The organism is Polyangium sp. y55x31 (genome assembly GCF_029946505.1).
GTDB lineage: Bacteria > Myxococcota_A > Polyangia > Polyangiales > Polyangiaceae > Polyangium.
Map to the genome: position 1 here is coordinate 66,546 of NZ_JARZHG010000028.1, position 26,372 is coordinate 92,917.

24 protein-coding genes are annotated in these 26,372 nt (G+C 68.9%); 11 read left to right on the top strand and 13 right to left on the bottom strand.

Annotated features, from left to right (window positions below):
• Positions 1–117 precede the first annotated feature (117 nt).
• Genes QHF84_RS35265 through QHF84_RS35280 form a run of 4 tightly spaced genes read right to left on the bottom strand, consistent with a single transcriptional unit; the run spans position 118 to position 4,648 of the window.
• Entirely contained in the window at positions 118–1,347 is a 1,230-nt protein-coding gene (locus tag QHF84_RS35265) for an ABC transporter permease (protein ID WP_281317912.1), read from the bottom strand.
• Positions 1,344–2,564, bottom strand: coding sequence for an ABC transporter permease (locus tag QHF84_RS35270; RefSeq protein ID WP_281317913.1), 1,221 nt, complete (start codon positions 2,562–2,564; stop codon positions 1,344–1,346). Before QHF84_RS35270 ends, QHF84_RS35265 begins: the two co-directional genes overlap by 4 nt.
• Positions 2,561–3,325, bottom strand: a complete 765-nt coding sequence (locus tag QHF84_RS35275) for an ABC transporter ATP-binding protein (RefSeq protein ID WP_281317980.1) — start codon at positions 3,323–3,325, stop codon at positions 2,561–2,563. The genes QHF84_RS35270 and QHF84_RS35275 overlap by 4 nt, the downstream gene beginning before the upstream one ends.
• Before the next feature lie 12 nt (positions 3,326–3,337).
• Complete coding sequence (locus tag QHF84_RS35280; protein WP_281317914.1) at positions 3,338–4,648, bottom strand: efflux RND transporter periplasmic adaptor subunit; 1,311 nt, start codon at positions 4,646–4,648, stop codon at positions 3,338–3,340.
• Between the two features lie 104 nt (positions 4,649–4,752).
• Between QHF84_RS35280 and QHF84_RS35285 the strand changes: the two genes are divergently transcribed.
• The 8 genes from QHF84_RS35285 to QHF84_RS35320 are packed head-to-tail and all read left to right on the top strand — an operon-like array spanning position 4,753 to position 9,973.
• The gene (locus QHF84_RS35285) at positions 4,753–5,352 is read left to right on the top strand and encodes a peptidylprolyl isomerase (RefSeq protein WP_281317915.1); all 600 of its coding nucleotides are present in this window, start codon (positions 4,753–4,755) and stop codon (positions 5,350–5,352) included.
• A 53-nt stretch (positions 5,353–5,405) separates the two neighbouring features.
• Complete coding sequence (locus tag QHF84_RS35290; protein ID WP_281317916.1) at positions 5,406–5,717, top strand: hypothetical protein; 312 nt, start codon at positions 5,406–5,408, stop codon at positions 5,715–5,717.
• On the top strand, positions 5,714–6,001 hold the full coding sequence (locus QHF84_RS35295) for a DUF1844 domain-containing protein (protein ID WP_281317917.1): 288 nt from the start codon (positions 5,714–5,716) through the stop codon (positions 5,999–6,001). The genes QHF84_RS35290 and QHF84_RS35295 overlap by 4 nt, the downstream gene beginning before the upstream one ends.
• Complete coding sequence (locus QHF84_RS35300; protein WP_281317918.1) at positions 5,998–7,191, top strand: trypsin-like peptidase domain-containing protein; 1,194 nt, start codon at positions 5,998–6,000, stop codon at positions 7,189–7,191. Before QHF84_RS35295 ends, QHF84_RS35300 begins: the two co-directional genes overlap by 4 nt.
• Before the next feature lie 42 nt (positions 7,192–7,233).
• Positions 7,234–8,070, top strand: a complete 837-nt coding sequence (locus QHF84_RS35305) for a sigma-70 family RNA polymerase sigma factor (RefSeq protein ID WP_281317919.1) — start codon at positions 7,234–7,236, stop codon at positions 8,068–8,070.
• Positions 8,067–8,807: a hypothetical protein gene (locus tag QHF84_RS35310; protein WP_281317920.1), complete on the top strand. Its 741-nt coding sequence runs from the start codon at positions 8,067–8,069 to the stop codon at positions 8,805–8,807. The genes QHF84_RS35305 and QHF84_RS35310 overlap by 4 nt, the downstream gene beginning before the upstream one ends.
• Positions 8,804–9,307: a hypothetical protein gene (locus QHF84_RS35315; RefSeq protein WP_281317921.1), complete on the top strand. Its 504-nt coding sequence runs from the start codon at positions 8,804–8,806 to the stop codon at positions 9,305–9,307. The genes QHF84_RS35310 and QHF84_RS35315 overlap by 4 nt, the downstream gene beginning before the upstream one ends.
• Before the next feature lie 21 nt (positions 9,308–9,328).
• A complete protein-coding gene (locus QHF84_RS35320; protein WP_281317922.1) occupies positions 9,329–9,973 on the top strand; it encodes a M23 family metallopeptidase in 645 nt (214 codons plus the stop codon).
• A 9-nt stretch (positions 9,974–9,982) separates the two neighbouring features.
• On the opposite strand, the gene QHF84_RS35325 is transcribed toward QHF84_RS35320, so the two are convergent.
• From QHF84_RS35325 to QHF84_RS35355, 7 genes are all read right to left on the bottom strand, one after another.
• The gene (locus tag QHF84_RS35325; protein ID WP_281317923.1) at positions 9,983–11,149 is read right to left on the bottom strand and encodes an ATP-binding protein; all 1,167 of its coding nucleotides are present in this window, start codon (positions 11,147–11,149) and stop codon (positions 9,983–9,985) included.
• Between the two features lie 69 nt (positions 11,150–11,218).
• The gene (locus QHF84_RS35330; RefSeq protein ID WP_281317924.1) at positions 11,219–13,249 is read right to left on the bottom strand and encodes a PAS domain S-box protein; all 2,031 of its coding nucleotides are present in this window, start codon (positions 13,247–13,249) and stop codon (positions 11,219–11,221) included.
• A 57-nt stretch (positions 13,250–13,306) separates the two neighbouring features.
• On the bottom strand, positions 13,307–14,335 hold the full coding sequence (gene ruvB / locus QHF84_RS35335; RefSeq protein WP_281317925.1) for a Holliday junction branch migration DNA helicase RuvB: 1,029 nt from the start codon (positions 14,333–14,335) through the stop codon (positions 13,307–13,309).
• A gap of 44 nt (positions 14,336–14,379) precedes the next feature.
• Positions 14,380–16,284 carry a HAMP domain-containing sensor histidine kinase gene (locus QHF84_RS35340; protein WP_281317926.1) on the bottom strand — a complete coding sequence of 635 codons (1,905 nt, stop codon included), beginning with the start codon at positions 16,282–16,284 and terminating at the stop codon, positions 14,380–14,382.
• A complete protein-coding gene (locus tag QHF84_RS35345) occupies positions 16,281–17,861 on the bottom strand; it encodes a HAMP domain-containing sensor histidine kinase (protein ID WP_281317927.1) in 1,581 nt (526 codons plus the stop codon). Before QHF84_RS35345 ends, QHF84_RS35340 begins: the two co-directional genes overlap by 4 nt.
• Positions 17,862–17,919: 58 nt before the next feature.
• Positions 17,920–18,501, bottom strand: coding sequence for a GNAT family protein (locus QHF84_RS35350; protein ID WP_272418437.1), 582 nt, complete (start codon positions 18,499–18,501; stop codon positions 17,920–17,922).
• Between the two features lie 5 nt (positions 18,502–18,506).
• Positions 18,507–21,233, bottom strand: coding sequence for a serine/threonine-protein kinase (locus tag QHF84_RS35355; RefSeq protein ID WP_281317928.1), 2,727 nt, complete (start codon positions 21,231–21,233; stop codon positions 18,507–18,509).
• A 308-nt stretch (positions 21,234–21,541) separates the two neighbouring features.
• Between QHF84_RS35355 and QHF84_RS35360 the strand changes: the two genes are divergently transcribed.
• From QHF84_RS35360 to QHF84_RS35370, 3 genes are all read left to right on the top strand, one after another.
• The gene (locus tag QHF84_RS35360; RefSeq protein ID WP_136930265.1) at positions 21,542–21,880 is read left to right on the top strand and encodes a P-II family nitrogen regulator; all 339 of its coding nucleotides are present in this window, start codon (positions 21,542–21,544) and stop codon (positions 21,878–21,880) included.
• 13 nt (positions 21,881–21,893) lie between these two features.
• Complete coding sequence (gene glnA / locus QHF84_RS35365; protein WP_281317929.1) at positions 21,894–23,306, top strand: type I glutamate--ammonia ligase; 1,413 nt, start codon at positions 21,894–21,896, stop codon at positions 23,304–23,306.
• Between the two features lie 76 nt (positions 23,307–23,382).
• Positions 23,383–24,480 carry a serine/threonine-protein kinase gene (locus tag QHF84_RS35370; protein WP_281317930.1) on the top strand — a complete coding sequence of 366 codons (1,098 nt, stop codon included), beginning with the start codon at positions 23,383–23,385 and terminating at the stop codon, positions 24,478–24,480.
• Here QHF84_RS35370 and QHF84_RS35375 read toward each other — a convergent pair.
• Entirely contained in the window at positions 24,458–25,441 is a 984-nt protein-coding gene (locus QHF84_RS35375) for an STAS domain-containing protein (protein ID WP_281317981.1), read from the bottom strand. The two genes, QHF84_RS35370 and QHF84_RS35375, sit on opposite strands and share 23 nt — an antisense overlap.
• Positions 25,438–26,211 (bottom strand): hypothetical protein, encoded by a 774-nt coding sequence (locus QHF84_RS35380; protein WP_281317931.1) that lies wholly within the window; start codon positions 26,209–26,211, stop codon positions 25,438–25,440. Before QHF84_RS35380 ends, QHF84_RS35375 begins: the two co-directional genes overlap by 4 nt.
• Positions 26,212–26,372 lie beyond the last annotated feature (161 nt).

The window sequence follows — 26,372 nt, forward strand, 5'->3', positions numbered from 1 at the left end:
GGGCTCCGCTTTGACAAGCAGAGCTGCGCCCCCAAACCCCCGGCCCGACTGGCCAAACGATCACGCGCCCCGCGGCCGAGAGGCCGGGGGCGCGTGGCCTTTTGTGGTCCAATCATTTCACTCGCGGCCGAGCGCCTGCACCGGATCCATGCGCGCGGCCCTTCGTGCCGGGAAAAACCCGAAGACGAGCCCGATCGCCGTGCTCGTCCCGAGCGCGACCCCGAGCGCCTGCGGCGCGAGCTTCATCGGCAGATCGAGCGCAGCGCCGAGGCCGACGATCGCGCCGTAGCCGAGCGTCGTCCCCACGATCCCGCCGAGCGTCGCGAGCACGAGCGACTCGACGAGGAACTGCACGAGGATGTCCATCTCGCGCGCGCCGATCGCCATGCGGATGCCGATCTCGCGGGTCCGTTCGGTCACGCTGACGAGCATGATGTTCATGACGCCGATGCCGCCGACGACGAGCGACACGGCCGCGATCCCGACGAGCAGGAGCGACAGGACCCCGTAGATGCTGTCCTGCATCTGCTGGAACTCGGCCTGCGTGCGAATGAGAAAGTCGTCCTCGTCTCCCTCGCGGATGTGATGCCGCTGGCGAAGGATCTCCTCGGCTTGTTTCTTCGCGCGGTCCGTCGTCTCTGGGCTCGTGGCGCTCATCATGATCGCGTCCGTCTCGCCCGGTCGCGTGAAGCGCACGTGAGAGCGCATCGTGGTGATCGGCATGATCACCACGTCGTCCTGGCTCCGACCGAACGGCGACGGGCCCTTCTCTTCGAGTACGCCGAGCACGCGGTACGGATGTCGGCCGATCCGGATCCATCGCCCCACGGGATCGGCCGCGCCGAAGAGATCCTTCGCCGTTCCTGCGCCGATGACGGCGATCTTCTCGGAGACGTTCTCGGCCGAGACCGTCCACGGCTCGCCTGTCTGGAGCTTCCAATTGCGCACCTGGAGGTACGCGATGCGCGAGCCGATCACCTCGGCCTTCGCGTTCTGCCCTTCGTAGACGACCTGCGCCGACGCACGCAGGAACGGCACGGCGGCCTTGATGCTCGTCGACTCGCGTTCGAGCGCCTGACAGTCGGACTCCGAGAGCTTCGAGCCTCCCGTCGTGCGCGCGCCCGAGGCCCGCGCCGATTGCGGAAAGACAATCAGCGCGTTCGAGCCCATGTTCGTGATCTGCCCGTTGATCTTGGCGCGCGCGCCGTCACCGAGCGCGGTCATCGTCACGACGGCCGCGATGCCGATCGTGATGCCGAGGATCGTCAGCGCCGCGCGCAGCTTGTTGCGGAGCACCGCCCGCATGGCGATCGCGATCGCGGAGAAGACGCGAAAGAGCCCGTTCACTCTTGCCGCAGCGCGACGATGGGATCCATCAGCGCCGCCCTCCTCGCGGGGAAGAACCCGAACACGACCCCGATCACCGTGCTCGTCGCCATCGCCGCGATCACCGCGGGCATCGGGAGCTGTAGCGACCACCCGAGCGCGCCGCCGAGCAACTTGATCACACCCGCGCCGATGCCGAGCCCGAAGACGCCGCCGATCACGCTGAGCACGATCGCCTCGACGAGGAACTGCGTCATGATGTCCGCCGCCGAAGCGCCGATCGCCATGCGGATGCCGATCTCGCGCGTCCGCTCGGTCACGCTGACGAGCATGATGTTCATCACGCCGATGCCGCCGACGAGCAGCGAGACGGCGGCGATCGACGAGAGGAGCACGGTCAACGTGCCCACGATCTCCTCGGAGGATTTGCGGAACTCGGCCTGCGTGCGGATCGCGAAGTCCGGTTCTCCGTCGGGCGCGATCCCGTGCCTCTGCCGCAGAATCGCGTTGATCTGCGTGACGGCGCGATCGACGGTCCGCTCGTCCGTCGCGGAGGCGATGAGCTGCTGCACGCGCCCCGGCGGGCTCGGCACCACGCGCGCGCGGAAGCTGCCGATGGGCATGAGCACGCGATCGTCCTGATCCTCGCCGAAGGGTGATTGCCCCTTCGACGTGAGCAGTCCGACGACGCGATACGGATAGCGACCGATGCGAACGTACTGGCCGATCGGATCACCGGCGCCGAAGAGTTTTTCGCGGACCGTCTCGCCGATGATGACGACCTTGGCTTTGAGCAGCTCCTCCGACTCCGTGAACATCTGGCCCTTGCCCACGGAGAAGCCACGCACCGGGAAGTAGCTGCGCGAGACGCCCATCACCTGCGTCACGGCGTTGCGATCGCCCGCGATCACCTGCGCGCCCGTGGAGCTGAAGGGCGCGACGTTCGCGATGCTCGTCGCCTCCATGAGGAGCGCGCGGCCATCGGCCTCCGTGAGGCGATTGACGTCGTTGCTGCGTACGCCCGAGGTCTGCGTCGACTGCGGGAAGATGAAGATGACGTTCGCGCCGAGGTTCGAGATCTGCCCGACGACCTGCGCCTGCACGCCCGTGCCGAGCGCGACCACGATCACCACGGCCGCGACACCGATGAGGATGCCGAGGACCGTCAAGGTCGATCGCAGCTTCGAGCGCACGATGGCGCGCAGCGCGAGCCGGATCGCGGCGAGGATCGCCGTCACGAAGCGGCTCCGTGCTCGTCCTGGACCGGCAGCTCCGCGAGCGCGCGCGCCGCGTCCGTCGGCCTCTCGTTGATGATGTCACGCCGCACCGAGCCGTCGCGCATCTCGATCACGCGGCCTGCGCAGTCGGCGATGTCGCGCTCGTGCGTGACGAGCACGATCGTGATGCCCTGCTCGCGGTTCAGGCGCTGCAAGAGATCGAGCACCTCGTAGCTCGTGCGCGTATCGAGGTTGCCCGTGGGCTCGTCGGCGAGCAGGAGCGGCGGCTGCGTCACGAGGGCGCGCGCGATCGCGACGCGCTGCTGTTGACCGCCGGAGAGCTGGTTCGGCGTGTGATGCAGGCGCGCGCCGAGGCCGACGGCGTTGAGCGAGGCGAGCGCGCGTTTCCTTCGCTCCGCCGCGCTGACGCCTCGGTACACGAGAGGCAGCTCGACGTTCTCGAGCGCAGTCGTGCGGGGCAGCAGGTTGAAGCCCTGGAACACGAACCCGATGAGGTGGTTTCGCACGATGGCGCGCGCGTCGTTGCTCCGCGAGCCGACGTCGATCCCATCGAGGATGTACTTGCCGCGCGTCGGCCGATCGAGGCAGCCGATGATGTTCATCATCGTGCTCTTGCCCGAGCCGCTCTGCCCGATGATCGCGACGAACTCGCCCCTCTGGATCGTCAGGTTCACGCCGCGGAGCGCGCGTACGACGACGGCCTCCGTGACGTAGTCCTTGTGGATCTCGACGAACTCGATGATCGGCGGGGCGTCCTTCATCACGTCCCCCGCCTAGAACGGCCTGCGGCCGCCGCGCCCGCCTGCGGCCCCCGCGTCGGTCTCTTCGGTCACGACCTTCAGGGTGCCGATGTCCGTGCGCAGGACCGTGTACACGCCGTCCGTGATGCCGATGTCGACCTCGCGCATCTCGATCTGCTCGGCGCCCGGCGTCTCGTTCGTGAGCACGTAGATGCGCCCTTTGCCCGCGGGCAGCGGCGGCAGCGGATCCTGCGGTATCGGCTTGCCTTCCTTCGTCATCGGCGGCGACGGCTTGAAGCGCAGCGCCGCGTTCGGCAGGCGCTTGATGCCCTTGGCCTCGGCCGAGTGGATCGTCGCCGTCGCCGTCATCCCGGGGCGCAGCTTGATGTCGGGGTTGTCGACCTCGATCACCGCGGCGTACGTCACGACGCCCGCCTGGTTGACGGGGCTGAAGCGCACCTGGCTCACGAGCCCCTTGAACGACTCGCCGGGGAACGCGTCGACGCGGATGTCCGCGGTCATGCCTTCCTTCAAGCGCCCCACGTCCGCCTCGTCGATGTCCGCGAGCACGCGCATCTTGCGGAGATCCTGGGCGATCACGAAGAGCGTCGGCGTCTGGAAGCTCGCCGCCACGGTCTGGCCGGGATCGACCGCGCGGTTGATCACGACGCCCTCGATGGGCGAGTAGATCTTGGTGAACGCGAGGTTCGTGTTCGATCGCCGCAGCGTGGCGTTGAGCTGCGCGACCTGCGCCTTGGAGGCCGCGACGTCGGCGAGCGCGATGTCGTAGCTGCCTTGCGCGGCATCCAGATCCGCCTGCGATCCAACGCCTTCCTTGAACACCTTGCGCGCCCGCTCGAGCCGCACCTTCGCCGTCTCGAGGTTCGCGTCGGCTCGCTTGACGCTCGCGTTCGCGGCCGCGACCTGCGCCGCGTTCGCGTCGATCTCCGCGCCGAGGAGCTGCGTATCGATCTCCGCGAGCAGATCGCCGGCCTTCACGTGGCTGTTGAAGTCGACGTGGACCTTCGTGATGCGCCCGGAGACCTGCGCGCCGATCTGCACCTCGGTGACCGGCTTGACCTGCCCCGTCGACTGGATCGTCTCGAAAACGTCGCCTTGCGTGAGGGCCGTGCTCACATAACGCGCGGGCGGCGGCGGCTTCGTCTTCTGCAGATAGAACATCCCGCCTGCGACGATGCCTGCGAGGACGAGCAGGATGACGAGCCAGCGGAGCCATTTGCCTCGGCCTTCGACGCGCGACAGCGCTTTGTTCAGGTCGGGCCGCTCGGCCGCGTTGTTCCGAGCCGGTCCGCCCGCGTCGAGGTGCACTCCCGGATTGGCCATGACGGACCCCGTGATAGCACGGAGAAGCCTCCGAGCGCGGCCGTGGCGAAGGATCTTACGCAGGGCTTGATGGGGCGACACCTACGTGGCACATCCACGGGCCCATGCCCCAGCCCGCCATTGGCCCCGATACGCGCGTCTCGCTCTCGTACGTCCTCTTCGACGAGGACGGGGATACGGTCGATCGCGCCACCGAAAGCGAGCCGCTCGAGTATGTCCACGGCTACGCGCAGATCCTCCCGGGCCTCGAGCGAGCGGTCGAGGGCATGCACGCGGGCGAGCGCCGCGAGATCACCGTCGAGCCCGCCGACGCGTTCGGCGAGCACGACGACGAAGGCGTCTTCGAGGTCGACAAGGCCGACTTCCCCGACAGCGAGCACGTGACGCCCGGCGACGAGTTCATCGCGCAGGCCCCCGACGGCGAGTCCATCGCGATGCGCGTGGTCGAGGTGCTCCCCGACGCGTTCGTCGTGGATACGAACCACCCGCTCGCGGGCCAGAAGATCCGCTTCGAGGTCGTCGTGCACGACGTGCGCGCGGCGAGCGAGGAGGAGATCGCGGAGGCGCAGGCCGAGCTCGAAGAGCGCGCCCTCGGCGACGGCGGCGGCTGCTGCGACCACGACCACGACCATGATCACGACCACGATCATGGCCACGCGGCCGAGGGCGGTGGACACCTCGTCCAGCTCTCGCGCAAGCGCTGAAGACGTTTGCACCCGGGGGGGAGCAAGTCCGACCAAGGGAGACACGACGACCGATGAAAGCTGCTTCCGATCAGGGTTACTTCTCCGCGCTTGCCCATGATCTTCGGGTGCGCGAGCGCCTCCTCGCCGCGGGCGTGATCACGCAGGCGGACATCGACCGTTACCTCACCGAGCTCCCCGAGCTCGAGACGCAAGCCGAGGGCCTCGGCATCCCGCAGCCCGCGCTCGTCTCTGCGAGCTCCGCTCCGGCCCCCGCGCCGCAGCCCGCGGCGGCGGCGCCTGCTCCCGCCCCGGCTGCGAGCAGCGCGGCCATCGCGGAGGACGACGACGACGACGCAGCCGACGACGAGGCAGGCGAGGCGTGAGCAGCCAGGGCGATCGTGACGCGGCGCCGGGACAGCTTCCGAAGCTCGACTTCTCGATCTTCGTGATGTCCATCATCGGCTCGGCGCACGTCCACCTCGGCGATATGCCCGGCCCGGATGGGCATTCGGAGCGGAACCTCGACCTCGCGCAGCAGGACATCGAGCTCCTCACGCTGCTCGAGGAAAAGACGAAGGGGAACCTCACGGGCGAAGAGGAGCGGCTCCTCACGCAGGCCCTCGACGAGTTGCGCGAGCGCCTCGCAGAGGTATCCAAAGAGACGTGAGCTCACGTCGTCCGCCGCTTTCGCTCATCGTCCTGATCTCGTGGCTCCTCGTGGCCGCGTCGGCGTGCGGCAAGGGCGGCGGATCGCCGGGCGGTTCGTCCCAAACGGGTGAGCCGACCTCGTCGCTCCCGCCCGGCGCGATCCCGCTCCCGAGCGGCGCTGCGCCCACCGCTCCGCCTTCGGGTCTCGCGCAGACCGCGCCTTCCGGACCGGCGATCGTGACGGCCGAGGGCACGCCGATCTCCTTCGCGCCTCTCGCGAAGAAGGCCGATCCGGCCGTGGCGACGGTGAAAGCGCGCGTCGAAAAAGAGACCTCGTCGGGCCGAAGGCGCGCCGTCTCCGAAGGCCTCGGCACTGCGTTCGTCTACGACCCCGAGGGGTTCATGCTGACGAACAATCACGTCATCGAGGACGCGACGGACATCGTCGTCGGCTTCGTCGATGGCCGTGAAATGCGGGCGACGGTCGTCGGTCGGGACAAGCACACGGACATCGCGGTCCTGCGCGTCGACGAGCGAGGGCTGCCCTCGCTTTCGCTCGGCGACTCGGACGTGATCGACGTGGGCGACTGGGTCGTCGCGATTGGCAACCCGTTCGGCCTCTCGCACACCGTCTCGGCGGGCATCCTCTCGGCGAAGGGCCGCACGCGCGACGACGTGAAGGGCCTCGATCCCAGCGGTTACTTCAACTTCCTGCAGACGGACGCGAGCATCAACCCGGGCAACTCGGGTGGCCCGCTGCTCAACATGCGCGGCGAGGTCGTGGGCATCAACGCGGCCGTCCGCGCGAATGCGAACAACATCGGCTTCGCGATCCCGATCAACATGGTCAAGCAGCTCCTGCCCATGTTGCTCCGGGACGGCAAGATCCGGCGCAGCGCGCTCGGGGTCTTCGTCGACGCGCTGAACCCGATCGAGGCGGGTCGCCTCCGCCGCCCGGATCGCAAGGGCGCGTGGGTGCAGAAGGTGATCGCGGGGGGGCCGGCCGATCGAGCGGGGCTCTCGCCCGACGACGTCATCGTCACCTTCGACGGCAAGCCCGTCTCCGATCCGAACGAGCTCCGGTGGCTCGCGAGCATCGCGGGCGTCAACAAGACGGTGACCTTGCGGATCGCGCGTCTCGAGCGAGTCTTCGACGTCCGCGTGACGCTCGGCGAGCTCGAGCCGATCGACGACCGTGAGGAGCCTTGACCTTCCGGCCGGAAGGCCGATCGCCTAGAGTACCACCTCGCCGTGCCCCCCATTCCCACGCCCCCGGACGAGTCCCTCCGGCCCGAGCCGGCCGACCCGACGGACGACCAGACTGAAGGCGCCCTGGGGCTGCCGGACGATCTCCCTGACGCCCCGCCCCCGCCCGAAGCCGCGATCGGCCGTCTCGGCCGCGTGAATAGGTCTTCGCAGGAGGCGTCCAACAAAGAGGCCCGAAGGCGGGAGGCAGAGGAAGATCGTGAGCTCATCCTTCGGGCACAGAAGGGGGACCAGGCGGCGTTCAGGCGGCTCGTGGAGCGCCACCAACGCCGTGCCTTCGCGATCGCGATGGGGCTCGTCCGGGACGAGAACGACGCACGCGAGCTGGTGCAGGATGCTTTCTTGCGGGTTTACCGCAACCTCAACTCCTTCCAGGGTGGATCGTCGTTTTTCACCTGGCTCTACCGGATCGTCACGAACTTGGCGATCGACCTCATGCGCAAGCCTGGGCGTCGGGATGCCGAGCTCGTCGACGGGCAAGCAGCTTCGGATGAGCCGACGGAGTTTCCGCTGGTCTCTCGCATCGATGGCGCCGACCCGATCGACGTCATGCGCCGCCGGGAGATCGCGGGCCGCATCCAGGCCGCCCTCGATGCCCTGCCCCCCTACCACCGAGGCGTGATTCTGATGCGTGAGGTCGAAGGCATGTCGTACGAAGAAATGGCCGTGGCCATGGGCGTCTCGAAGGGGACGATCATGAGCCGGCTGTTCCACGCCCGGCAGAAGCTCCAGCGCGCGCTCGCGGATTGCTACGCGGAGGAAGGGCGTTCGCGGAGCGGCAATACTGACGAGATCGCAGCCGAGCCGGAGGAGGCGCCGTGACCACGAAGACGATGAACGGAGAAGCGCACGAGACGCGCACGAAGCGGCCGCCGACGGACCTCGAGCTGATGATGTACGTGGACGGCGAGCTCGAAGGCGAGCGCCTCCGCGAGGTTCGTCTAGCTCTCTCGCGCGACAGCGTGCTGCGAAGCAAGGTCGCCGCGCTGTCGCTCACGTCCTCGATCGTCCGGGAGAACGCCGAGAGCGACATCGATCTGGCCGACGGGATCATGGCTCGGATCGCGGCCGACAAGAGCACGACGCATGACGCGCGGGATGCCGCGCCCGCGCCGCTCGATGCGCCGGTCGAGCGCAAGGACGCCGAAGTGAAGCCGCTGCTCCGGCCGGGCCTCGGCAAGACGGCTGCGAAGTCGGCTCCCTCGAACGACAACTCGCGTGGGATCTTCGCGCTCGCGGCCGTCGCGGTCGCGGCTGCGGCGGGCCTCATGATCTGGGGGCGGATGGATGTCGGTACGCCGCATCCGCAAGGCGCGCCAGTGGCCGCGGTCACGACGCCCGCAGAGCTGCCCGCGGCTCCGGCCCCGACGCCGTCGGAGGCGCCTCGCGCGGCCTCGGACGCGGACGACGGTGATGCCGAGCCGGGCGTGGCCGTCGCGGCTGTCGACTTCGGCGCCAAAATCGGCACGATCTTTTACGTGCCGACGGAGGCTGCCACGTCGAACCACACCACCACCGTCGTGTGGTTGGCCGACGATTCCGCTGGAGGAGAACAATGAGGCTCCCGCTGATTGCTTTGATCGTGGCCGCGTTCGGGCTCTCGCTCGGGCACGGCCCCTCCGTGGCGCATGCCCAGGACGCCGCCGCGCAGGCGGACACGTCCGTTTCGATGGAGATCGTGGTCCTCCACGGCACGAACGACGGCACGGGGATCGACCCCAAGATCGGCAAGATGCCCGAGCTCGCGAAGCCGCCGTTCTCCTCGTACAACAGCTACAAGCTGCTCGATCGCTCGAAGCAGACCTCGTCGAAGGCGAGCCCCTCCACGCTGAAGCTCCCGAACGATCGGGTGCTCAAGGTCTCGCTGAAGGACGTGGTTCAGCCGAGCAAAAAGGGCGAACCGAAGCGCTACGTGATCAGCGCCAGCATCCAGAAGCCCGGCGGCAGCGACTTTCTCCCGCTGCTCGAGGTCAACGCGAAGGCCGGCGAGACCTTCTTCGTGGCCGGCCAGAACCACAAGGGCGGCGTCCTCGTCATCGGGATCAAGGTCAATCCCTGAACTCGGTATAGTGAAGGGCGGATGCTCCCCCGCTCGTCTTTCTTCGCTCCTCTCCTCATCGCCGGAAGCCTCCTGATCTCGGCCTGCGGCGGAAGCGCTCCTCCTCCGAACATGCCGCGGTACGCGCCCGGGACGGTGCTCTACAGGCTCCCGGTCGTCGGGAAGTGGCGCGTCTACCGCACGCACTACGGCGCGAACAACGACCAGGCCTACGCGCTCGATCTCGTGATCGACGACGACATGCCGCGGTCGCAGCGCAACGAGGACCATCCCTCGTACAACCAGCCGATCGTCGCGGATGCGCCGGGCGTCGTGGTGGTCGCGGTCGACGGCGTGCCCGACAACGTCCCGGGGCGCGCGAACAAGTACGACATGCACGGCAACTTCGTCGTGCTCGACCATCAGAACGGCGAGTACTCGCTCTTCGCGCACTTCATCCCGGGCACCGTGCGCGTGCGCAAAGGCATGTTCGTCCCGGCTGGCACCGAGCTCGGTCGATGCGGCAACTCGGGGCACTCGTTCGCGCCGCACTTGCACTGGCAGATCATGACGGACGCGGACGCGAGCTCCGCGCGCGGCGTGCCGCCGCGGTACACGCCCTACGAGCGCAACGGCGCGATGTCGGTCGAGCTCCCGCAGAAGGGCGATCGATTGCTCGCGAAGTAGCGCGCGCCGTCAGCGCTGCGGGGGCTCGCTCGGAGACGCGGCGAGCGGGAGAGCGAGCTCGAAGATCGTGCCCTTCTCCGGGTGCGCGTGTGCGCGGATCTTGCCGCCGTGCGACGCCACGATGTTCCGCACGATGCTGAGGCCGAGGCCCGAGCCCGTGCCGTCGGTCTTCGTCGTGAAGAACGGCTCGAAGATCTTCTCGAGGTGCGCAGCGTCGATGCCGTGGCCTTCGTCCTGGATCGTGATGCGTACCGCGTCGCCTGCCTCGGACATCGCGGTCTTGATGATCAAGCGTCCGCCGCTCTCGCGCATCGCGTGCGCGGCGTTCGTGAACAGGTTGACGAAGACCTGCGTGAGTTGACCCGCGACGCCGCGAACGAGACGCACGTCGCCGAACGCGCGCTCGACGACGACGTTCATCTCGCCGAGCACGTGATCGCAGAAGACGAGCGCGCGCTCGATCGTGTCGTGAATGGCGACGGGCGCGGGCACGGACGCGGTGGGTCGCGAGTACGCCATGAGGTCGCGCGAGAAACGCAGGATGCGCTCGGCGGCCTCGTTGATGCGCGCGAGGCGCTCGACGTCGGCGGGATCCGCCTCCGTGCGCAGGGCCTTTTTGTGGAGGTAGTCCGAGTACGCGACGATCGACGTGAGCGGGTTGTTGAGCTCGTGCACGATGCCGGCGGCGATCTGACCGAGCGAGGCGAGCTTGCCGGCCTGGATGACCTGCGCTTCGAGCTCCTTCACCTCGCTGTCGTGCGCGCGCGCCGCGCGATGCACGCGCGCGTTGCGCAGAGCCGCGCCGAGCGCGAGCGCGAGGCGATCGACGAATGCATCCATCGAGCCCGTGCCCGAGAAGCGCGCCTCGTCGTCGGAGGCGAGGTGCAACGTCGAGCCCTCATCGCCGTTGATGACGACGACACGCTCGAACGTGTACTCCGGAAAGAGCCGCGTCGGATCGGGGGATTCGGCGCCGTCGCTGCGCGCCCCGCGTCGCACGACGACCTGCCCTTCGCTGCCGCCGGGCACGCACACGCCAATCGCCGCGTCGGACAGCACTTCGAAGGCTGCGGCGACGAGCGACGTGGCTGCTTCCTCCGCGCTCGCGTCGGGCGGGATTTCGCACGAAGCGACGAGCAGAGCGTCGATCCACTCGACGGGGAGATCGCGACGCATCGCCTTCCTTTGCGTGATCGGGATCTGAGATTCCCGTATCGGAGCTTCGAGACCTTCAGCACCCATCTCTCACCCGAGCGCTTGGTTGGGGTCCTCTTCGCTGGACCGGTCCAGGTCGATGATCTTCGCCGCCCCCACGTACGCCTTGGTTTCGTAGCGCGTGATCTTGCCGATTTTCCGGACGATCTCGGCCATTCGTTCGGCCTCCCCGAGGATCGTCGACGCCGCAGAGCGGACGGACGCCGGGTCCTCCGCCCTCCGGTTGATGAGCTCCGCATAACCGAGCACGCTCGTGAGCGGCTGGTTGAGCTCGTGCGCGGCCGCGCCCGCCAGCTCCGCGATGAGCGCCTGTTTTTCGCGCGCGCGGAGCTCGTCTTGCGCCTTCGTCAGTTTCGCCTCCATGCGCAGGCGCTCACGTAGATCGGTGAAGAGACCGACCGAGCCGACGGGTCGATCGTCCTCGACGATCAGCGCGGCCGAGAGGAGCACCGGGATCAGCGTGCCGTCCTTGGCGAGCGCGTCCGTCCGGTAGCCTTCGAGCCTCCCGGGGCCTCCGTGCTCCGGCGACTTGATGAGCCGCATGATCTGCGAGGCGCGGTTCGGCGCGTAGAGATCACGCACGTTCATCACGCCGATGACCTCGTTCGCGCGGTAGCCGTAGATGCGCTCCGCGGCGCGGTTGAAGAGACGGATCACGCCCTCGTTGTCGGCCGAGATGATCGCGTCGACCGAGCTCTCGATGACGCGCTCCAAGAACTCCTTCGTCTTCTTCAGCTCGGCCGCCGTCGCGCGATCGTCGGTCACGTCGCGCAGGCTCACGAGGATCGCGCCGCCGTCTTCGCGGAGCACCGAGCTCGAGCTCACGCTGATGATGCGGCGCTCGCAGGCGATCTCGCTCGAACGGCGGATCGTGATGTCGACCATGTGCGTGAAGATGTTCCGTTTGAAGCTCTTGCGGATCCGAGCAAGCGTCGGGAGGTCCTTCGGATCGATGACGTCGGCGAGGCTGCTCGCGGCGAGCTGCTCCTCCGTGAGGCCCGTGATCTCCCGCGCGCGCGGGTTCGAAAAGAGGATCCGACCGTCGACGTCGAAGACCAGGATGCCGTCCGCGGCCGAGTGGAAGAAGTCGGCGTAACGTTCGAGCGCGGCGAGGCGGCGCTCGGCCTCGAAGCGGGCGACGTTGATCTCCTGCGTCTGATCGCGGAGCGACTGGAGGATCTTCGCGTTGCGCAGCGCGATGGCCGTCGCGTTCGCCACGGTGCGCGCGAGGGAGAGCTCGTGCTCGCGCATCGTCCCCGGCTGCCGGGCGCGCAGGAAGAGCACGCCCATGGGTTTGTCGTCGTAGACGATCGGGACGAGCGCGAGCGAGCGGAACGAGTTCTGCGGCAGATCGGCGCGGACGACCTCGAAGAGCGGGTGCGTCGCGGCGTCCTCGATCACGAGGACCTCGCCCGTTTCGAGGGTCCTTCGGATCTCGGGGTACTTGTCGAGGACGATGGGCAGGTCGCGTAGATCCCGATCGTCGCTCGCGGCCACGACATAACCCGTGTCGACGTTGTCGCCGACGAGCACGATGCTGCATCGATCGACCCGCGCGACCTCGGCGATACGGCGCACGACCGTGAAGAGGATGTCGCGGAAGTCGAGCGTCGACGAGAGCGCCTGCGTGAGCTCGAGGACGACACGCGCGTCCCGCTCGCGACGCCAGAGCGCGTCGACGTACTCGCGCATGCGGAGCTGGCCGCGGATACGCGCGAGGAGCTCTGCGGGGCGGAACGGCTTGCGTACGAAGTCGTCGGCGCCTGCGTCGAAGGCGCGCGTGATGTCGTCGTCGGTGTCGAGCGCCGTCAGCACCACGACGGGGACGTCGCCGATGCGCGTGTCTTCGCGCAGATGACGGAGCACCTCGAAGCCGTCGGGCGGCGGCATGACGAGGTCGAGCAAGACGAGCGACGCGTCTCGCTCGGCGAGCCATGCGAGCGCCTCGGTGCCGGACGCCGCCGTGGCCACGGGGATGCCGGCGCCCGCGAGCGCCTGCGTCAGCACGTGTCGGCTGACGGCGTCGTCGTCGACGACGAGCACGGGGAGCGCGGGGAGCACGGAACGAGATTATCCGCGGTCGCGCGGGAAGGGAAACGTGCAGCGGCTGCTTCCGCCTCAGGAGAACAGATCGCCCTGCGGTGTACCTTTTGCGGGCATCGGCTTACCCAGGTGCTCGTAGGCCTTTCGCGTGGCGATACGCCCGCGCGGCGTGCGGCCGAGGAAACCCTGCTGGAGGAGGTACGGCTCGTAGACATCCTCGATCGTGTCGCGCGGCTCGCTCAGCGCGGCCGCAATCGTGTCGATGCCGACCGGTCCTCCGTCGTAGTGATCGATGATCACCATGAGCAGCCGCCGATCCATCTCGTCGAGGCCCGCGGCGTCGATCTCGAGGCGCTCGGCGGTCATGCTGGCGATCTTCGCGGTGATGCGGCCGGTGCCGAGGACCTCGGCGAAGTCACGCGCGCGGCGCAGGAGGCGGTTCGCCACGCGCGGCGTGCCGCGTGCGCGCGCGGCGAGCTCACGAGCGCCCGCGTCGTCGATGGGCACCTCGATGAGGCGCGCGCTGCGCGTGATGATGCGCTGGAGGTCCTCGACGGGATAGAAGTCGAGCCGCACGACGTAACCGAAGCGCGAGAGCAGCGGCGCCGTGAGCAGGCCCGTGCGGGTCGTCGCGCCGATCAGCGTGAAGGGCTTGAGCGCGAGCTGGATCGTCGTCGCGTACGGGCCGTCGCCCGTCATGATGTCGATCTTGAACGCCTCGATCGCGGGGTAGAGGCTCTCCTCGACGGCCGGCGTGAGCCTGTGGATCTCGTCGATGAAGAGCACGTCGCGCGCTTCGAGCTTCGTGAGCAGGCCGGCGAGCGCGCCCTTGTGCTCGATCGCCGGGCCGCTCGTGGCGTGCAGGTTCACGCCCATCTCACGCGCGACGATGTGCGCGAGCGTCGTCTTGCCGAGGCCGGGCGGGCCGCAGAAGAGCGTGTGATCGACCGGCTCGCGCCTGCGCTTGGCGGCCTCGACGAAAACCTTGAGGTTCTGCCGGTGTTTGTCCTGCCCGACGTACTCGTCGAGCGAGTCCGGCCGGAAGAGCCGATCGAAGCGGTCGTCGTCCGCAGTGGACGCCGGAGAGATCACGCGCTCGGACATGCGCAGGACGTAGCCCGTACGAAGGGAGGAGGGAAGGCGCCGGTTCAGCCGAGAGCAGGCTTCGAAGAGAGCCGCGGGCGGCTGCCCGGGATCACGAGGGGGAGCCAGCACTGTATGACGGGTGCGCCGTCGGGGGTGTCTTCCACCCTCACGGAGCCGCCGTGCAGCTCCATGATCGACTGCGCGAGGCTCAAGCCGAGGGTGAGGCCGCGGCCACGCGAGGTGGCGCGACGTGCGAAGAGCGCTTCGAGCTCGGCGCGTGTGGTGTTGCGGCTGCCGAGCTCGACGTCGATCCGCACGGCCTGGCCCGGTTCGGCAGGACGGAGGGCGCGCACACGAACCGCGCGGGAGGCCGTGTCGGCCGCGGACGTCCGGATCGCGTGCGCCACGACGACGGCGATCGCGCGCGCGGCGTAGGCCGGATCCACGGGGATCGTCGGCAGCCCTTCCGCGACCTCGAGGACGACGTCGCTCTGCGTGTCGCCCGCGAGTTCGCGCGCCTTGCGCACGGCCTCCGTCGCGAGGAGCGCGACCTCGGTCACGCGAGGCATCAGCGTGAGCTGACCGGCCTCGACGCGCGCGGTGTCCAGGATCGACTCGATGAGGCCGAGCAGCTCGCGGCCACGGTTCGCGATGAGCGCAAGGCTCTCGCGCTGGCTCACGGTGAGCTCCTCGCGGCCGACGAGATCCGCGAAGCCGAGGATCGCGTTGAGCGGGCTCTTCAGGTCGTGGCTCACGCTCGCGAAGAGCAGGCCTCGCATGCGTTGCGCGGCCTCCTGCGCTTCGAGCGCGCGCTCTTGCGCGCCCGCGAAGATGCGGAAGCGCTCGGCGAGCACCTCGATCGCGCGACCGAGCCGCGCGACGAGCTCGAAGCGCGCGGGCCGCGCGATCTGCGTCACGCCGCGCAGCACGCTCTCCGTGCCGAGCAAGCGCACGCGGTGCGTCGCGAGCTTGAGGTCGTCCGCGAGGGCCCGGCCGATGAGCACGCCGAGCAGCGCCGCGAGGAGGACGAACGCGAGGGCGATCGCCACGCCCTCGGTCGTCACGGCGGGATTGAGCTCGGCCGTGAAGCGCACGTCGGCCTGGCCCTCTTCGAGCGGCACGCTGAGCACGAGCTCGCCGTCGACCTCGCGCCGGAACGTAGGATCTCCGTCGCGCCGCGGGCCTGTGATCCGCGCGAGGAACCCGTGCTCCGCGGCCGCGGCCACCGCGTCCTCCCGCGCGTTCTTGTTGCCCTGCACCGGCCCTGGATCGAGCGCGATCTTCGCGAGGAGCAGCGCCGTGTTTTTCCGGCTCTGCTCGGTGAGCGTGCGCATGTGCGCGTGCGTCGTGAGCACCGCGCCCACGCCGACGAGCGCGACGGGCGCGACGACCGCGATCAAGAACTTCTGCAAGAGCCTGCGTCGCGGGATCTGGTGCAGCTCCTGCGATTCGAGCAGCGTCGTGATGGGCTCGATCGGGACGAGCTCGAGCAGACGCACCGTGGCCGCGCGGATGAACACGTACTGGATGAGCGACGCGGCGCCGACGATGGTGATCGTGAGGCAGAGCAGGCTGATGGCGCGGCCCTGATCGAGTTTGTCCGGGCGGACGCCGGGCGCGAGGCCGATGATGGAGACGACCGCGCCGACGACGAAGGTCCGCATCGTGATCGCGCTCGGCAGCGAGGCGAGGTCGCCGAAGTCCTGCGCGCGTACGGTCGCGGTGCCGCCCGAGAGCACGCGGAGGAGCGCGCGATGCTTGCGGACCCGGAGCAGCGTCACGAGCAGGCACAGGCCAAACGCGACGACCGCGAGCGCGGCGCCGATGACGAGGACGTTCTTCGTCATCGACCAGTCGAGCACGATGAGGTTCGGCGCGAGCAGCGCGATCGCGAAGAAGCCCCCGAGGCCCGTGAGGAGCTGGCGGCCCAGGATGTTGCGCGTGAAGGTGCGGGCGACGTCGCTCATTGATCACCCTCCTTGGGCGGGCGCGGAAGCGGCATCGGCGGCGGCGTCATCGAGTCGAGCAGGCGCGCGGGGCGCGGCGGCGGATCCGAGGACAGATCGATCACGCGCGAGTCGCTCGGCGACTCCACGATCGTGCCCGGATCCGCGAGGTACGGCAGCGTCGCGGTGAACGTCGAGCCGCGCCCCATCTCGCTGCTCACGTCGATCGTGCCGCCGTGCATGTGCACGAGCCGCTTGGTGATCGCGAGGCCGAGGCCCGTACCTCGGCGGCGCGACTGCGCGTCGCCGAGCTGCCGGTACTCCTCGAAGATCGCCGCCGTCTGCTCGCGCGGAATGCCCGGCCCCGTGTCGCGCACGACGATCGCGACGAACGAACCGCGCGCCTCGATGGTCACCGTGACGGATCCACGGGCCGTGAACTTCAACGCGTTCGAGACGAGGTTCGTGATGATCTGCCGGACCCGCCGTTTGTCCGCGTACGCGTAGAGGCGGCTCTCGCCCATGACTTCGAGCCTGAGCGGTTTGTCCTTGATGGTCGCGGTCGACTCGCGCGCGACCTGCTCGGCGATCTGACGGACATCCACCGGACCACGCGAGAGCTGCAGCGTGCCCGTCTCCAGCGCGGAGAGCTCGAGGATGTCGTCGATGAGCTGCCGCAGGTGCTCGCCGCTCGTCCGGATCACGGCGAGCGACTCGCGCGCCTCGTCGCTGAGCGGGCCGTCGACCTCGCTCTCGAGCACGTGCGCGAAGCCGAGGATCGCGTTCAGCGGCGTGCGCAGCTCGTGGCTGAGGCCCGCGAGGAACGCCGAGCGGTCCTTGTCCATCTCCGAGGCCTGGAGCAGATCCGCGCGATAGCTGCGCTCGGCGGCCGCGAAACGCGTGACGAGCAGGTTGAACGCAGCCGTCAGCACGCCGACTTGATCGAGCGAGCGGATCGGGATCGGCTCGCCCGTCGGCGCCGCGTCGGGTCGCGCCATGTCGACGATGCGCTCACGCACGTACTCGACGTCGTCGCTGAGCTGTTTGGTGAAGGCGACCGCGACGGAGACGGCCACGCCGAGCAGGAGCACGGTCAGCGCCGCGACCGCGTTCACGAGCGGCACGTAGCCCGGCGGCGGGCTCGGCGCCGAGACGAACGCGAGCACCGCGATCCCGTCGAGCGGCGGATCCAGCGGACGCGCGGCGAACCGCACGCGGCCGAGCGCCGTGCGTGTCTCGCCGCTGCCGGCCGCGAGCAGCCGCTGCACCTCGGCCTTGTTCGGCGGGCCGAAGCTCTCGTCCACGAGGATCTGCCCACCTTGCTCGACGAGCAAAAGCTCCGTGCCGCTGCGCCTCGCCGCGCGCCCCACGATCTCGGGTCGCTCTTCCACCGTCGCGACACGCATCCGCGCGGCGAGCGTTCCCGCGATCGCCGCGGCGCGCAGCGATGACGCGTCGTCGCTGATCCGGCGTAGCTGCGCGATCCCGAGCAGCGCGATGGCGAACGCCGTCGCGATGCCGATCACCAGCACGAGCACCGGCGCCACCGGCAAGAGCGGGAGGCTGCCGCGGAACAGTCGAAACGGGATGCGCCGCACGTTCGTCCTCCCCGCGGACGAGCATCGTCCGCCCGCGTACGACCTTCAAGGGGAAGGCTCAGGTCGGACGCGGATCGGTCGCGAGGAGCGCGAAGACCGCGTGATCGAGCCAGCGGTTTTCGCACCACTCGGCCTGCCGCGCGATGCCCTCGAAGCGAAAACCGAGCCGCCCGATCACCCGCAGCGAGGCGTGGTTGTCCGTCGCGGCCGCGACACGCACGCGATGCGCGCCCATGTACCGGAACGCGAACTCCACCGCCGCGCGCGCCGCCTCCGTCATGAGCCCGCGACGCATGCTCTCCTTGCGCAGCCAGTACCCGAGCTCGCACGAGCGGTGCATGTGCACGCACGACTCGAGCCCCACCACGCCCGCGAACGTACGCCCCGCGCGCTCCCGGATCGCGAAGCGCACCGCGCGCCCTTGATCCCAGTCGGCCACGCACGCCTCCGTGAAGCGCACGCTCGACGCAGGCTCCGTGTAGTACTGCACCCACGGCAGCCACTTCGAGAGCATCGGCCGCGAGCCGTTCACCGCGAGCCACACCTCGGGCGAGTCCGAAGGATCGACGGGCGCGAGCAAGAGGCGCGGCGTCTCGATGGGCTGGGCACGTAGGTCGGCGCGCGGCGGGATGACCAGCATGCGCGTCACTTGCAGACGAAGCGCGCCGCGTAGGGTTCGAGCTGCCCCGCTTCGAAGTCGAGCCACGCGATGAACCACTCGCCCGGCGCCTTGCCGGCGATGATCGCGGGGCTCGGCTGCGCGCCGCTCACGCGCGCGATCTTCGTGGAAGGACCGACGCCGTCGCGGCTGATCGGCGCGGTCATCACGCCGCCCTTCTCGAACCACACGATGCGCGCGTTGCCCGAGGCGTCCACGCCGACCGACGGGTGACCGCCCACCTTGCTGAAGCGTTTGTCGCGCCAGAGCGGCTGCGCGTTCGCCGCGTCGAGGTACGCCGCCGACACGCCCGAGCTGCTCTCGCCGTCCCACACGAGGAAACACGCGTCCTTGCTGCACGCGATCCCCGTCATGTCGGCCTTCGACTTGTCGGTGTTCACCACGATCGTGTCGCCGATCCAGAGATCGTTGCGGTCGCCCTTCTTGCGCGGCGCGACGCCCTTGCCCACGTCGGCGAGCGGCAGGCGCATGTGGTACGCGACCTGGTTCGGCGTGCGCTCGAGCCGGAACGACACGTGCGCGGCGTCGCCCGCGATGCCGACCATCGGCGAACGCACGCGCGGCTTCTGCGGGCCCGCGGGCACGAAGTCCGTCGCGCGCACCGCCTCGCCTTGGGGTTCGAGCTTCGCCGAGAGGCGCCGCAAAAAGAGCTCGTCGTTGCCCGTGTCGGTCTCGGCCGTCCAGGCGACGACGAACGTGCCGTCCGGCGCGCGCTGCATCGACGTGCCCGAGCTCGGCCCGCGCAGCGGCGCGATGTTCACCATCGGCCCGCCGATCCGACCGTCGGGATCGAGCAAACGCGCGTGCACGCCCGCCTCCGTCCCGTGCCCGTCCGCGTAGAGCAGCACGAGCTGATCGTCGAACGACATCACCACCGGCCGCGTCACCGCGCCGCCCTCCGGCGTCACGTCGATCGGATCCGAGAGCGGCCGCAGCGCTTCATCGAGCGCGACCGCGAACGCGTGCTCCGGGCCCTCGTGCGTGTCGGTCCAGACCATGATCGGTCCGCGCGGACCGAGCGCGATCCAGGGCCGACCCGCGGCGACGCGACGCGGCTGCGCTGTTCCGAGATCGTACGATCGCGGCCGCGCGAGGCCCGTGAGCGAGCACGGCGACTTCGCCGCGTCGCCCGAGATCGCCACCTGCACGTGCTCGAGCATCGTGCGCGGCACGCCGTGGCCGCCCTTGTCGAACGCGTCCTTGAGGAGCTTCAGCGCGCCCTTGTGATCACCCTTCGCGAGCGTCGCTTGTGCGTCTCCGACGATCGGCCTCCACGGCAGCGTCGACGCGGACGTCGAGGGCTCCGTCGACGCCGGGCGCACGCTCGACGACGACGGCGGTTGCGGCGCCGCGACGCTCGCGCTCCCGCTCGCCATGGCCGACGACGCGGTCCCGACCTCGCCGCCCTTCGAGCTCGGACCGAACTTCGACCAGGCCGCGTATCCGCCGCCCACGAGCGCGACCAGCACGATCGCCGTCACGATGCCGAGCGCCGCGGTCCTCGGCTTCGGAGGCACCTGCGACAAACCCGGGCCGAGCGGCTCCAGCGTGCCCGGCGGCGCTTCGAACGTCGACTTCGTGTGGCGCGGCGATGCGCCATCCGACGGCGGCCCTCCGCGCACCGACGGCGGGATCGACGGGAACGGGTTCGGCATCGTCGACGACGGCGGCGACATCGACACCATCGGCAAGTCGCTCCCCGTCGCGGTCAGGCCCGACTTCGAGGGCGGCGGCGCGGGGACGGTCCTGCCCATCGAGTTGAGCTGATCGGCGGGGAAGAGCCCGGAGAACTCGGGCCGCGCCGTTTCGAACGCGGCCGAGAGCTCCTCGGCGAACTCGCGCGCCGTCTGGAAGCGATGATCGATCTTTCGATCGAGCGCCTTGTCGAACCACGCCTTGAACGTCGGCGGCAGGTCGGGCCGGTAGACGAGCGGATCGGGCGGCTGTGCGCTCGCGATCTGCGCGAACGTCATCGCCACGCCTTGCTCCGTTTGCCACACGGTCCGTCCCGTGAAGCACTCGTAGACGATGCACGCGAGCGCCCAGAGATCGGCGCGATGATCCACGGCGCCTTGCCCGCGCACCTGCTCGGGGCTCATGTACGCGGGTGTTCCGAACACCGCGCCTTCACGCGTGAGCCGCGCTTGTTGCGCCCCGCCCGATCCGTCGAGCGGCGTGTAGAACTTGGCGAGACCGAAATCGAGGATCTTCGCGAGGAGCTGCCCGTCCTCGTCCTTGCCGAGGAAGATGTTCTCGGGCTTGAGATCACGGTGGACGATGTTCGCGGCGTGCGCCTTCGTGAGGCCGCGACAGACCTGCGTGACGATCGCGAGTGTCGTCGGCACGTCGAAGTAGCGGACCTTCGTCATCCGCTCGTAGAGCGACTCGCCTTCGAGCAGCTCGAGCACGAGGAACGGCGGACCGTTCTCCAGACGACCCGAGTCGTACACGTCACAGATGTACGGGCTGCGGATCGCGGCGGCGGCGCGCGCTTCGCGGAAGAAGCGCTCGACCACCACCATCGAGGTGGTCAGCTCCTGCGCGAGGACTTTGATCGCGATCCGCTTGCCGATGTCGATGTTCTCGGCCTCGTAGACGGCCGCCATCCCACCACGGCCGATCTCGCGGGTGATCTTGTACTTCCCCGACAGGATGGTACCTACCGGTAGCTTCGTCGAGGTCGGTGAGGCCATCAGGTCATCGGCGACGAACGGAAAAGGGCGAACTCGCCCGCGAGGGTAGGCGAGGTGGAACCCGCCGACAACTCTACGACGTAGGCGGATGCGGATTGCCCTCGGAATGCGTGGAAGAGCGGGCCTCGGCCGAACGCCTCCACGTGGGCTCTTGTACTCCGAGGCCGTGTGTTGGCGACGAAGGTCACCAAATTTCCGTCCTCCATGCGGGGGGCGCTGAAATTCTCGCCCCTGGCGTGGCCTGAAACATTCCCGAAACGGAGGGGGCCGTAGACCACGTCCGGCCCCCCGAGCGAGAGGTCCGAGAGATGAAGAAGGTCGAGGCGATCATCAAGCCGTTCAAGCTCGACGAGGTCAAGGATGCCCTCGCAGAGGTCGGCATCCAGGGCATGACCGTGACCGAGGTGAAGGGCTTCGGTCGCACCGGCGGCAAGAAAGAGGTCTACCGCGGCTCGGCGTACGTCGTCGACTTCGTCCCCAAGGTGAAGCTCGACATCGTCGTCCCGGACCACATGGTCCAGAGCGTCATCGACGCCATCGAGAAGAGCGCGAAGACCGGTCGCATCGGCGATGGAAAAATCTTCGTCGTCCCGGTCGACGAAGCCGTCCGCATCCGCACCGGGGAGCGCGGCGAGGACGCGATCTGACGGAGAACAAATCATGAAGCCGAAAGACGTCATTCAATTCGCGAAAGATCACGACTGCAAGTTCGTCGACCTCAAGTTCATCGACCTGCCGGGCATCTGGCAGCACACGACGATCCCGGCGAGTCGGCTGACCGAGGACATGTTCGAGGAGGGCATCGGCTTCGACGGCTCCTCTGTGCGCGGCTGGCAGCCCATCAACGCGTCGGACATGTCGATGACGCCCGATCCGACGACGGCGAAGATCGACCCGTTCCACGCGCAGAAGACGCTCTCGCTCATCTGCAAGATCTCCGACCCGGTCACGGGCCAGCCCTACGGCCGCGACCCGCGGTACATCGCGCAGAAGGCGGAGAACCACGTCCGCGCGACGGGCATCGCCGACACGACGTTCTTCGGCCCCGAGGCGGAGTTCTTCGTCTTCGACTCGGTCCGCTACGAGAGCTCGCCGCGCGGCGCCTTCTACGAGATCGACTCGGACGAGGCCGTGTGGAACACGAGCAAGGCGGGCCCGAACCTCGGCCACAAGCTGCGCTCGAAGGAGGGCTACTTCCCGGTCTCGCCGAGCGACTCGCTCGGCGACGTGCGCGGCGACATGATGACCACGCTCATCGAGAGCGGCGTCTCCGTCGAGGTCGGCCACCACGAGGTCGCGAGCGCGGGCCAGTGTGAGATCGGCGTGCGCTTCGACAAGCTCACGACGATGGCCGACACGCTCATGTGGTTCAAGTACGTCGTGAAGAACGTGGCCAAGCGCCACAACAAGACCGCGACGTTCATGCCGAAGCCGCTCTTCGGCGACAACGGCAGCGGCATGCACTGCCATCAGTCGCTCTGGAAGGACGGCAAGCCCCTCTTCGCGGGCGACGGTTACGCGGGCCTGTCGGACATCGGCCTCTGGTACATCGGCGGCATCCTCAAGCACGCGAAGGCGCTCGCGGCCCTCACGAACCCGACGACGAACAGCTACCGCAGGCTCGTCCCCGGCTACGAGGCGCCCGTGAACCTCGCGTACTCGAGCCGCAACCGCTCGGCCGCGATCCGCATCCCGGTCGCCGCCGGCAACTCGCCGAAGGGCCGCCGCATCGAGGTCCGCTTCCCGGACGCCTCGTGCAACCCCTACCTCGCCTTCGCCGCGATGATGATGGCGGGCCTCGACGGCATCCAGAACCGCATCGATCCCGGTGATCCGCTCGACAAGGACATCTACGCGCTCTCGCCGGAGGAGCTCAAGGAGGTGCCGAAGTGCCCTGGCTCGCTCGACGAGGCGCTCACGGCCCTCGAGCGCGACCACGAGTTCCTGCTCCGGGGCGACGTCTTCACGCGGGACATCATCCACACGTGGATCGAGTACAAGCGCGAGCGCGAGCTCGACGCCGTGCGCCTCCGCCCCGTCCCCTACGAGTTCTTCCTCTACTACGACACCTGAACCGTAGGACGACAACGCCCGCCGCGCGTCTCTCGGCTACGCCGGCGGGCCGAGCTTTGGTATCCTCCCCAGCCGGTTGAACCCTGGCGATCTCATCCAGTCACGGTACCGCCTCGTCCGGATGCTCGGATCCGGCGCGAGCGGCACCGTTTGGGCTGCAAAGAACGAGCTCATCGACCGCGAGGTCGCGCTCAAAATCCTGCACCCCGACGTCGCGGCCGACGCCGTGTCGCTGCAGCGCTTCTTCAACGAAGCGAAGGCAAGCGGCCGCGTGCGCAGCCCGAGCATCGTCGAGATCCTCGATCTCGGGCAGGCCGAGGATGGATCGCCCTTCCTCGTCTTCGAGCTGCTCCACGGCGAAGGGCTCGATGCGTGGATCGCGCGTGAGCGCATGCTCGACCCGGCGATGCTCACCGAGCTCTTCGTCGGCGTGGTCCGCGCGCTCGACAGCGCGCACCAGCAAGGCATCATCCACCGCGACCTCAAGCCCGCGAACCTCTACGCGCATCGCGCGCAGACCGGCGAGCTCGTCCTGAAGATCCTCGACTTCGGCATCAGCAAGATGCTCGAAGGCAACCCCGAGCATCTCACGCTCACGCGCACGGGCACCGTCGTCGGCTCACCCGCGTACATGAGCCCCGAGCAGGCCGCGGGACGCGACGACATCGACGGTCGCGCCGACGTCTGGTCGCTCGGCGTCGTCATGCACGAGGCGCTCACGGCGACGCTCCCGCACGAGGCGCCGAACTACAACGCGCTCATGGTCCGCATCATGACGCGCGACGCCGACCCCGTGGCCTCGCGCCGTCCGGACCTTCCGCCCGCGCTCGCCTCGATCATCGACGACTGCCTGCGCCGTGATCGTGACCGCCGCCCGACGGCCGGCGTGCTCGCGGCGCGCCTCGAAGCGGCCCTCCACGAGATGCAGCCGATGCGTTACGCCTCGCAGGCGAGCACGCACGGCGGCATGCGCCTGCCGAGCGTGCCGCAGAGCATGCCGCGCCCGAACCTGCCGTCAGCGCCGGCGCCGCACGCGGCGCCGATGCCGATGGATCCGATGGTCGCGCCGAACGCGCAATCGAGCGGCCGCGGCGTCTTGTTCCTCGCGGCGGGCATCGGCGTCGCGCTCGGGATGATCGCGCTGTTCGTGCTCAGCCGGTTCCTCTTGCACTAGCCGCGTCCCCCTCCTTCCACCGCATGCACGCCTTGAGGCCGTGCTTCAGGTTGCGAAGCGTCACCAGTTTGCCGAACGAAACCCCGAGTTCGACCAGCGTCTGCGCGACCGACGGACGCACCCCGCTCAGCACGCAGCGCGTCCCGAGCAGCTCCACCGCGCGTACGATCTTGAGCAGGTGATCGGCCGTCGCCGTATCGAGCACGTCCACGCCGGTCACGTCGAGGATCACGTACCGGCCCTTCATCCGCACCACCGACTCCAGAAGCGTCTCCATCACCTGGGCCGACCGCTTCGAGTCGACGACCCCGATCAGCGGAAGCGCCAGCACGCCGTCCCAGACCTCGAGGATCGGCGTCGACAGCTCGTGCACGGCGGTCCGCAGACGCTCGAGCGTCTCGTTTTTCTCTCGCTCGGCCACGAGCTGCTGCGCCATCTCCCGCTCGTGCCGCTTGCGCTCGGTGATGTCGCGGAAGACCACCACGGCGCCGATCCGCTCGCCTCGCTCGTCGCGGATGGTCCGCGCGGTCGTCTCGATCAGGATCCCTTCCGGCTTGTGAGGGCTTCGGACGATCATCTCCACGCTGTCGACCGCTTCGCCGCGCGTCGCGCGATAGAGCGGAATGTTCTCCCTCGGGTACGGCGTCACGCCGTCCGCGCAGAAGATTCCGTACTTGTTCTCCCAGTCCTCGGCGGGAGCGACGTCCGCCCCGGTCCACCCCATGATCAACGCCGCGGCCCGGTTCACGTGCGTGATACGCCCCGACGTGTCGCACACGACCACCCCGTCGACGATGCTCCGCAGCGTCGCCTCGAAGACCTGCGCGCGCGCCGACAGATCCGCGACGAGCTGCTCCATCCGCTGCACGCGCTCCCCCGCGGCGCGCTCGTGCTCCGCGAGCAGCGCTTCGAGCGTCGCGACCCGGGCCCTGAGGACCGCGGTCTCGTTGTCGAGCGTCACGGGGCGCAAGAGACCACCTCCTCCCGGACGCGCCGCGCCTCGCTCGTCGCGGGGTCCTCTTGCTCGGCGAACGACCACGGCAGGATCGCGAGCTTGATCGCGAGCGCGAGCGGCCGGAAGAGCTGCGCCGTCGCCGGCGCCACGTGCACCTTCGAGAACAAGAGCACGGCGAACATCTGCCCGCTCGGCAGCACGCCCCCGCAGCCGATGACCGAGCGGATCCCGTGACGCTCCACGAAGCTCGCCTTCGCCGGCACGTAGGGGCTCTCTGCGGCGTGCTCCACGTGGAACACGTCGTACGTCCGCTCCGCGAGCTCCGTGAACCGCGCGGGCTTGAGCACCGAGCTCGTCGCGATCCCGAGCTGCGCGCAGAGCCGCGCCATCATCGGCATGCGCGCGATCGCCTCCTCGCTCGGCAGCGGAATCGCGAGGTGCGCGGCCGACGCCGTCGGATCGTTCCAGGCCGGCTCGTCGCCTGCGCTCGCCAGCAATTGCATGCACGTCGTGTCCGGCGCGAGCGCGGCTCCAGCGGCCATCCGCAGCGCGAATCTCCGCTGCTCTGCCGGCAGCGCGTCGAATCGTTGGGTCTCGAAGAATCTCACGAGCGCGCACGAGCGCGCGCCCGCCTGTGGGCACGCGAGGTTCTCGTAAAGCGCGCGAACGACCCGCCCGGCCGTGTCTTCCATGCTCCGGGCGCCCTCTCCGAGGCCGCGCAGCATTGCGCCGGCGCTGATCATGTCGTCGAGCGAGAACGTCGAAAGGTCGTGCATCGAAACCTCCCCCCGGAGTCTCCGCACTCGTCGCGTATCGTTCGTCCGTGAAAATCCTGCTATCGCGCGGACAAAAAGCGACATGTCGAGATTGATTCGAACACCAACGGAGGACAACGAGTGAAGGCCACGGTTCGTGGCTCCGGCGAGGGCGCGCATGG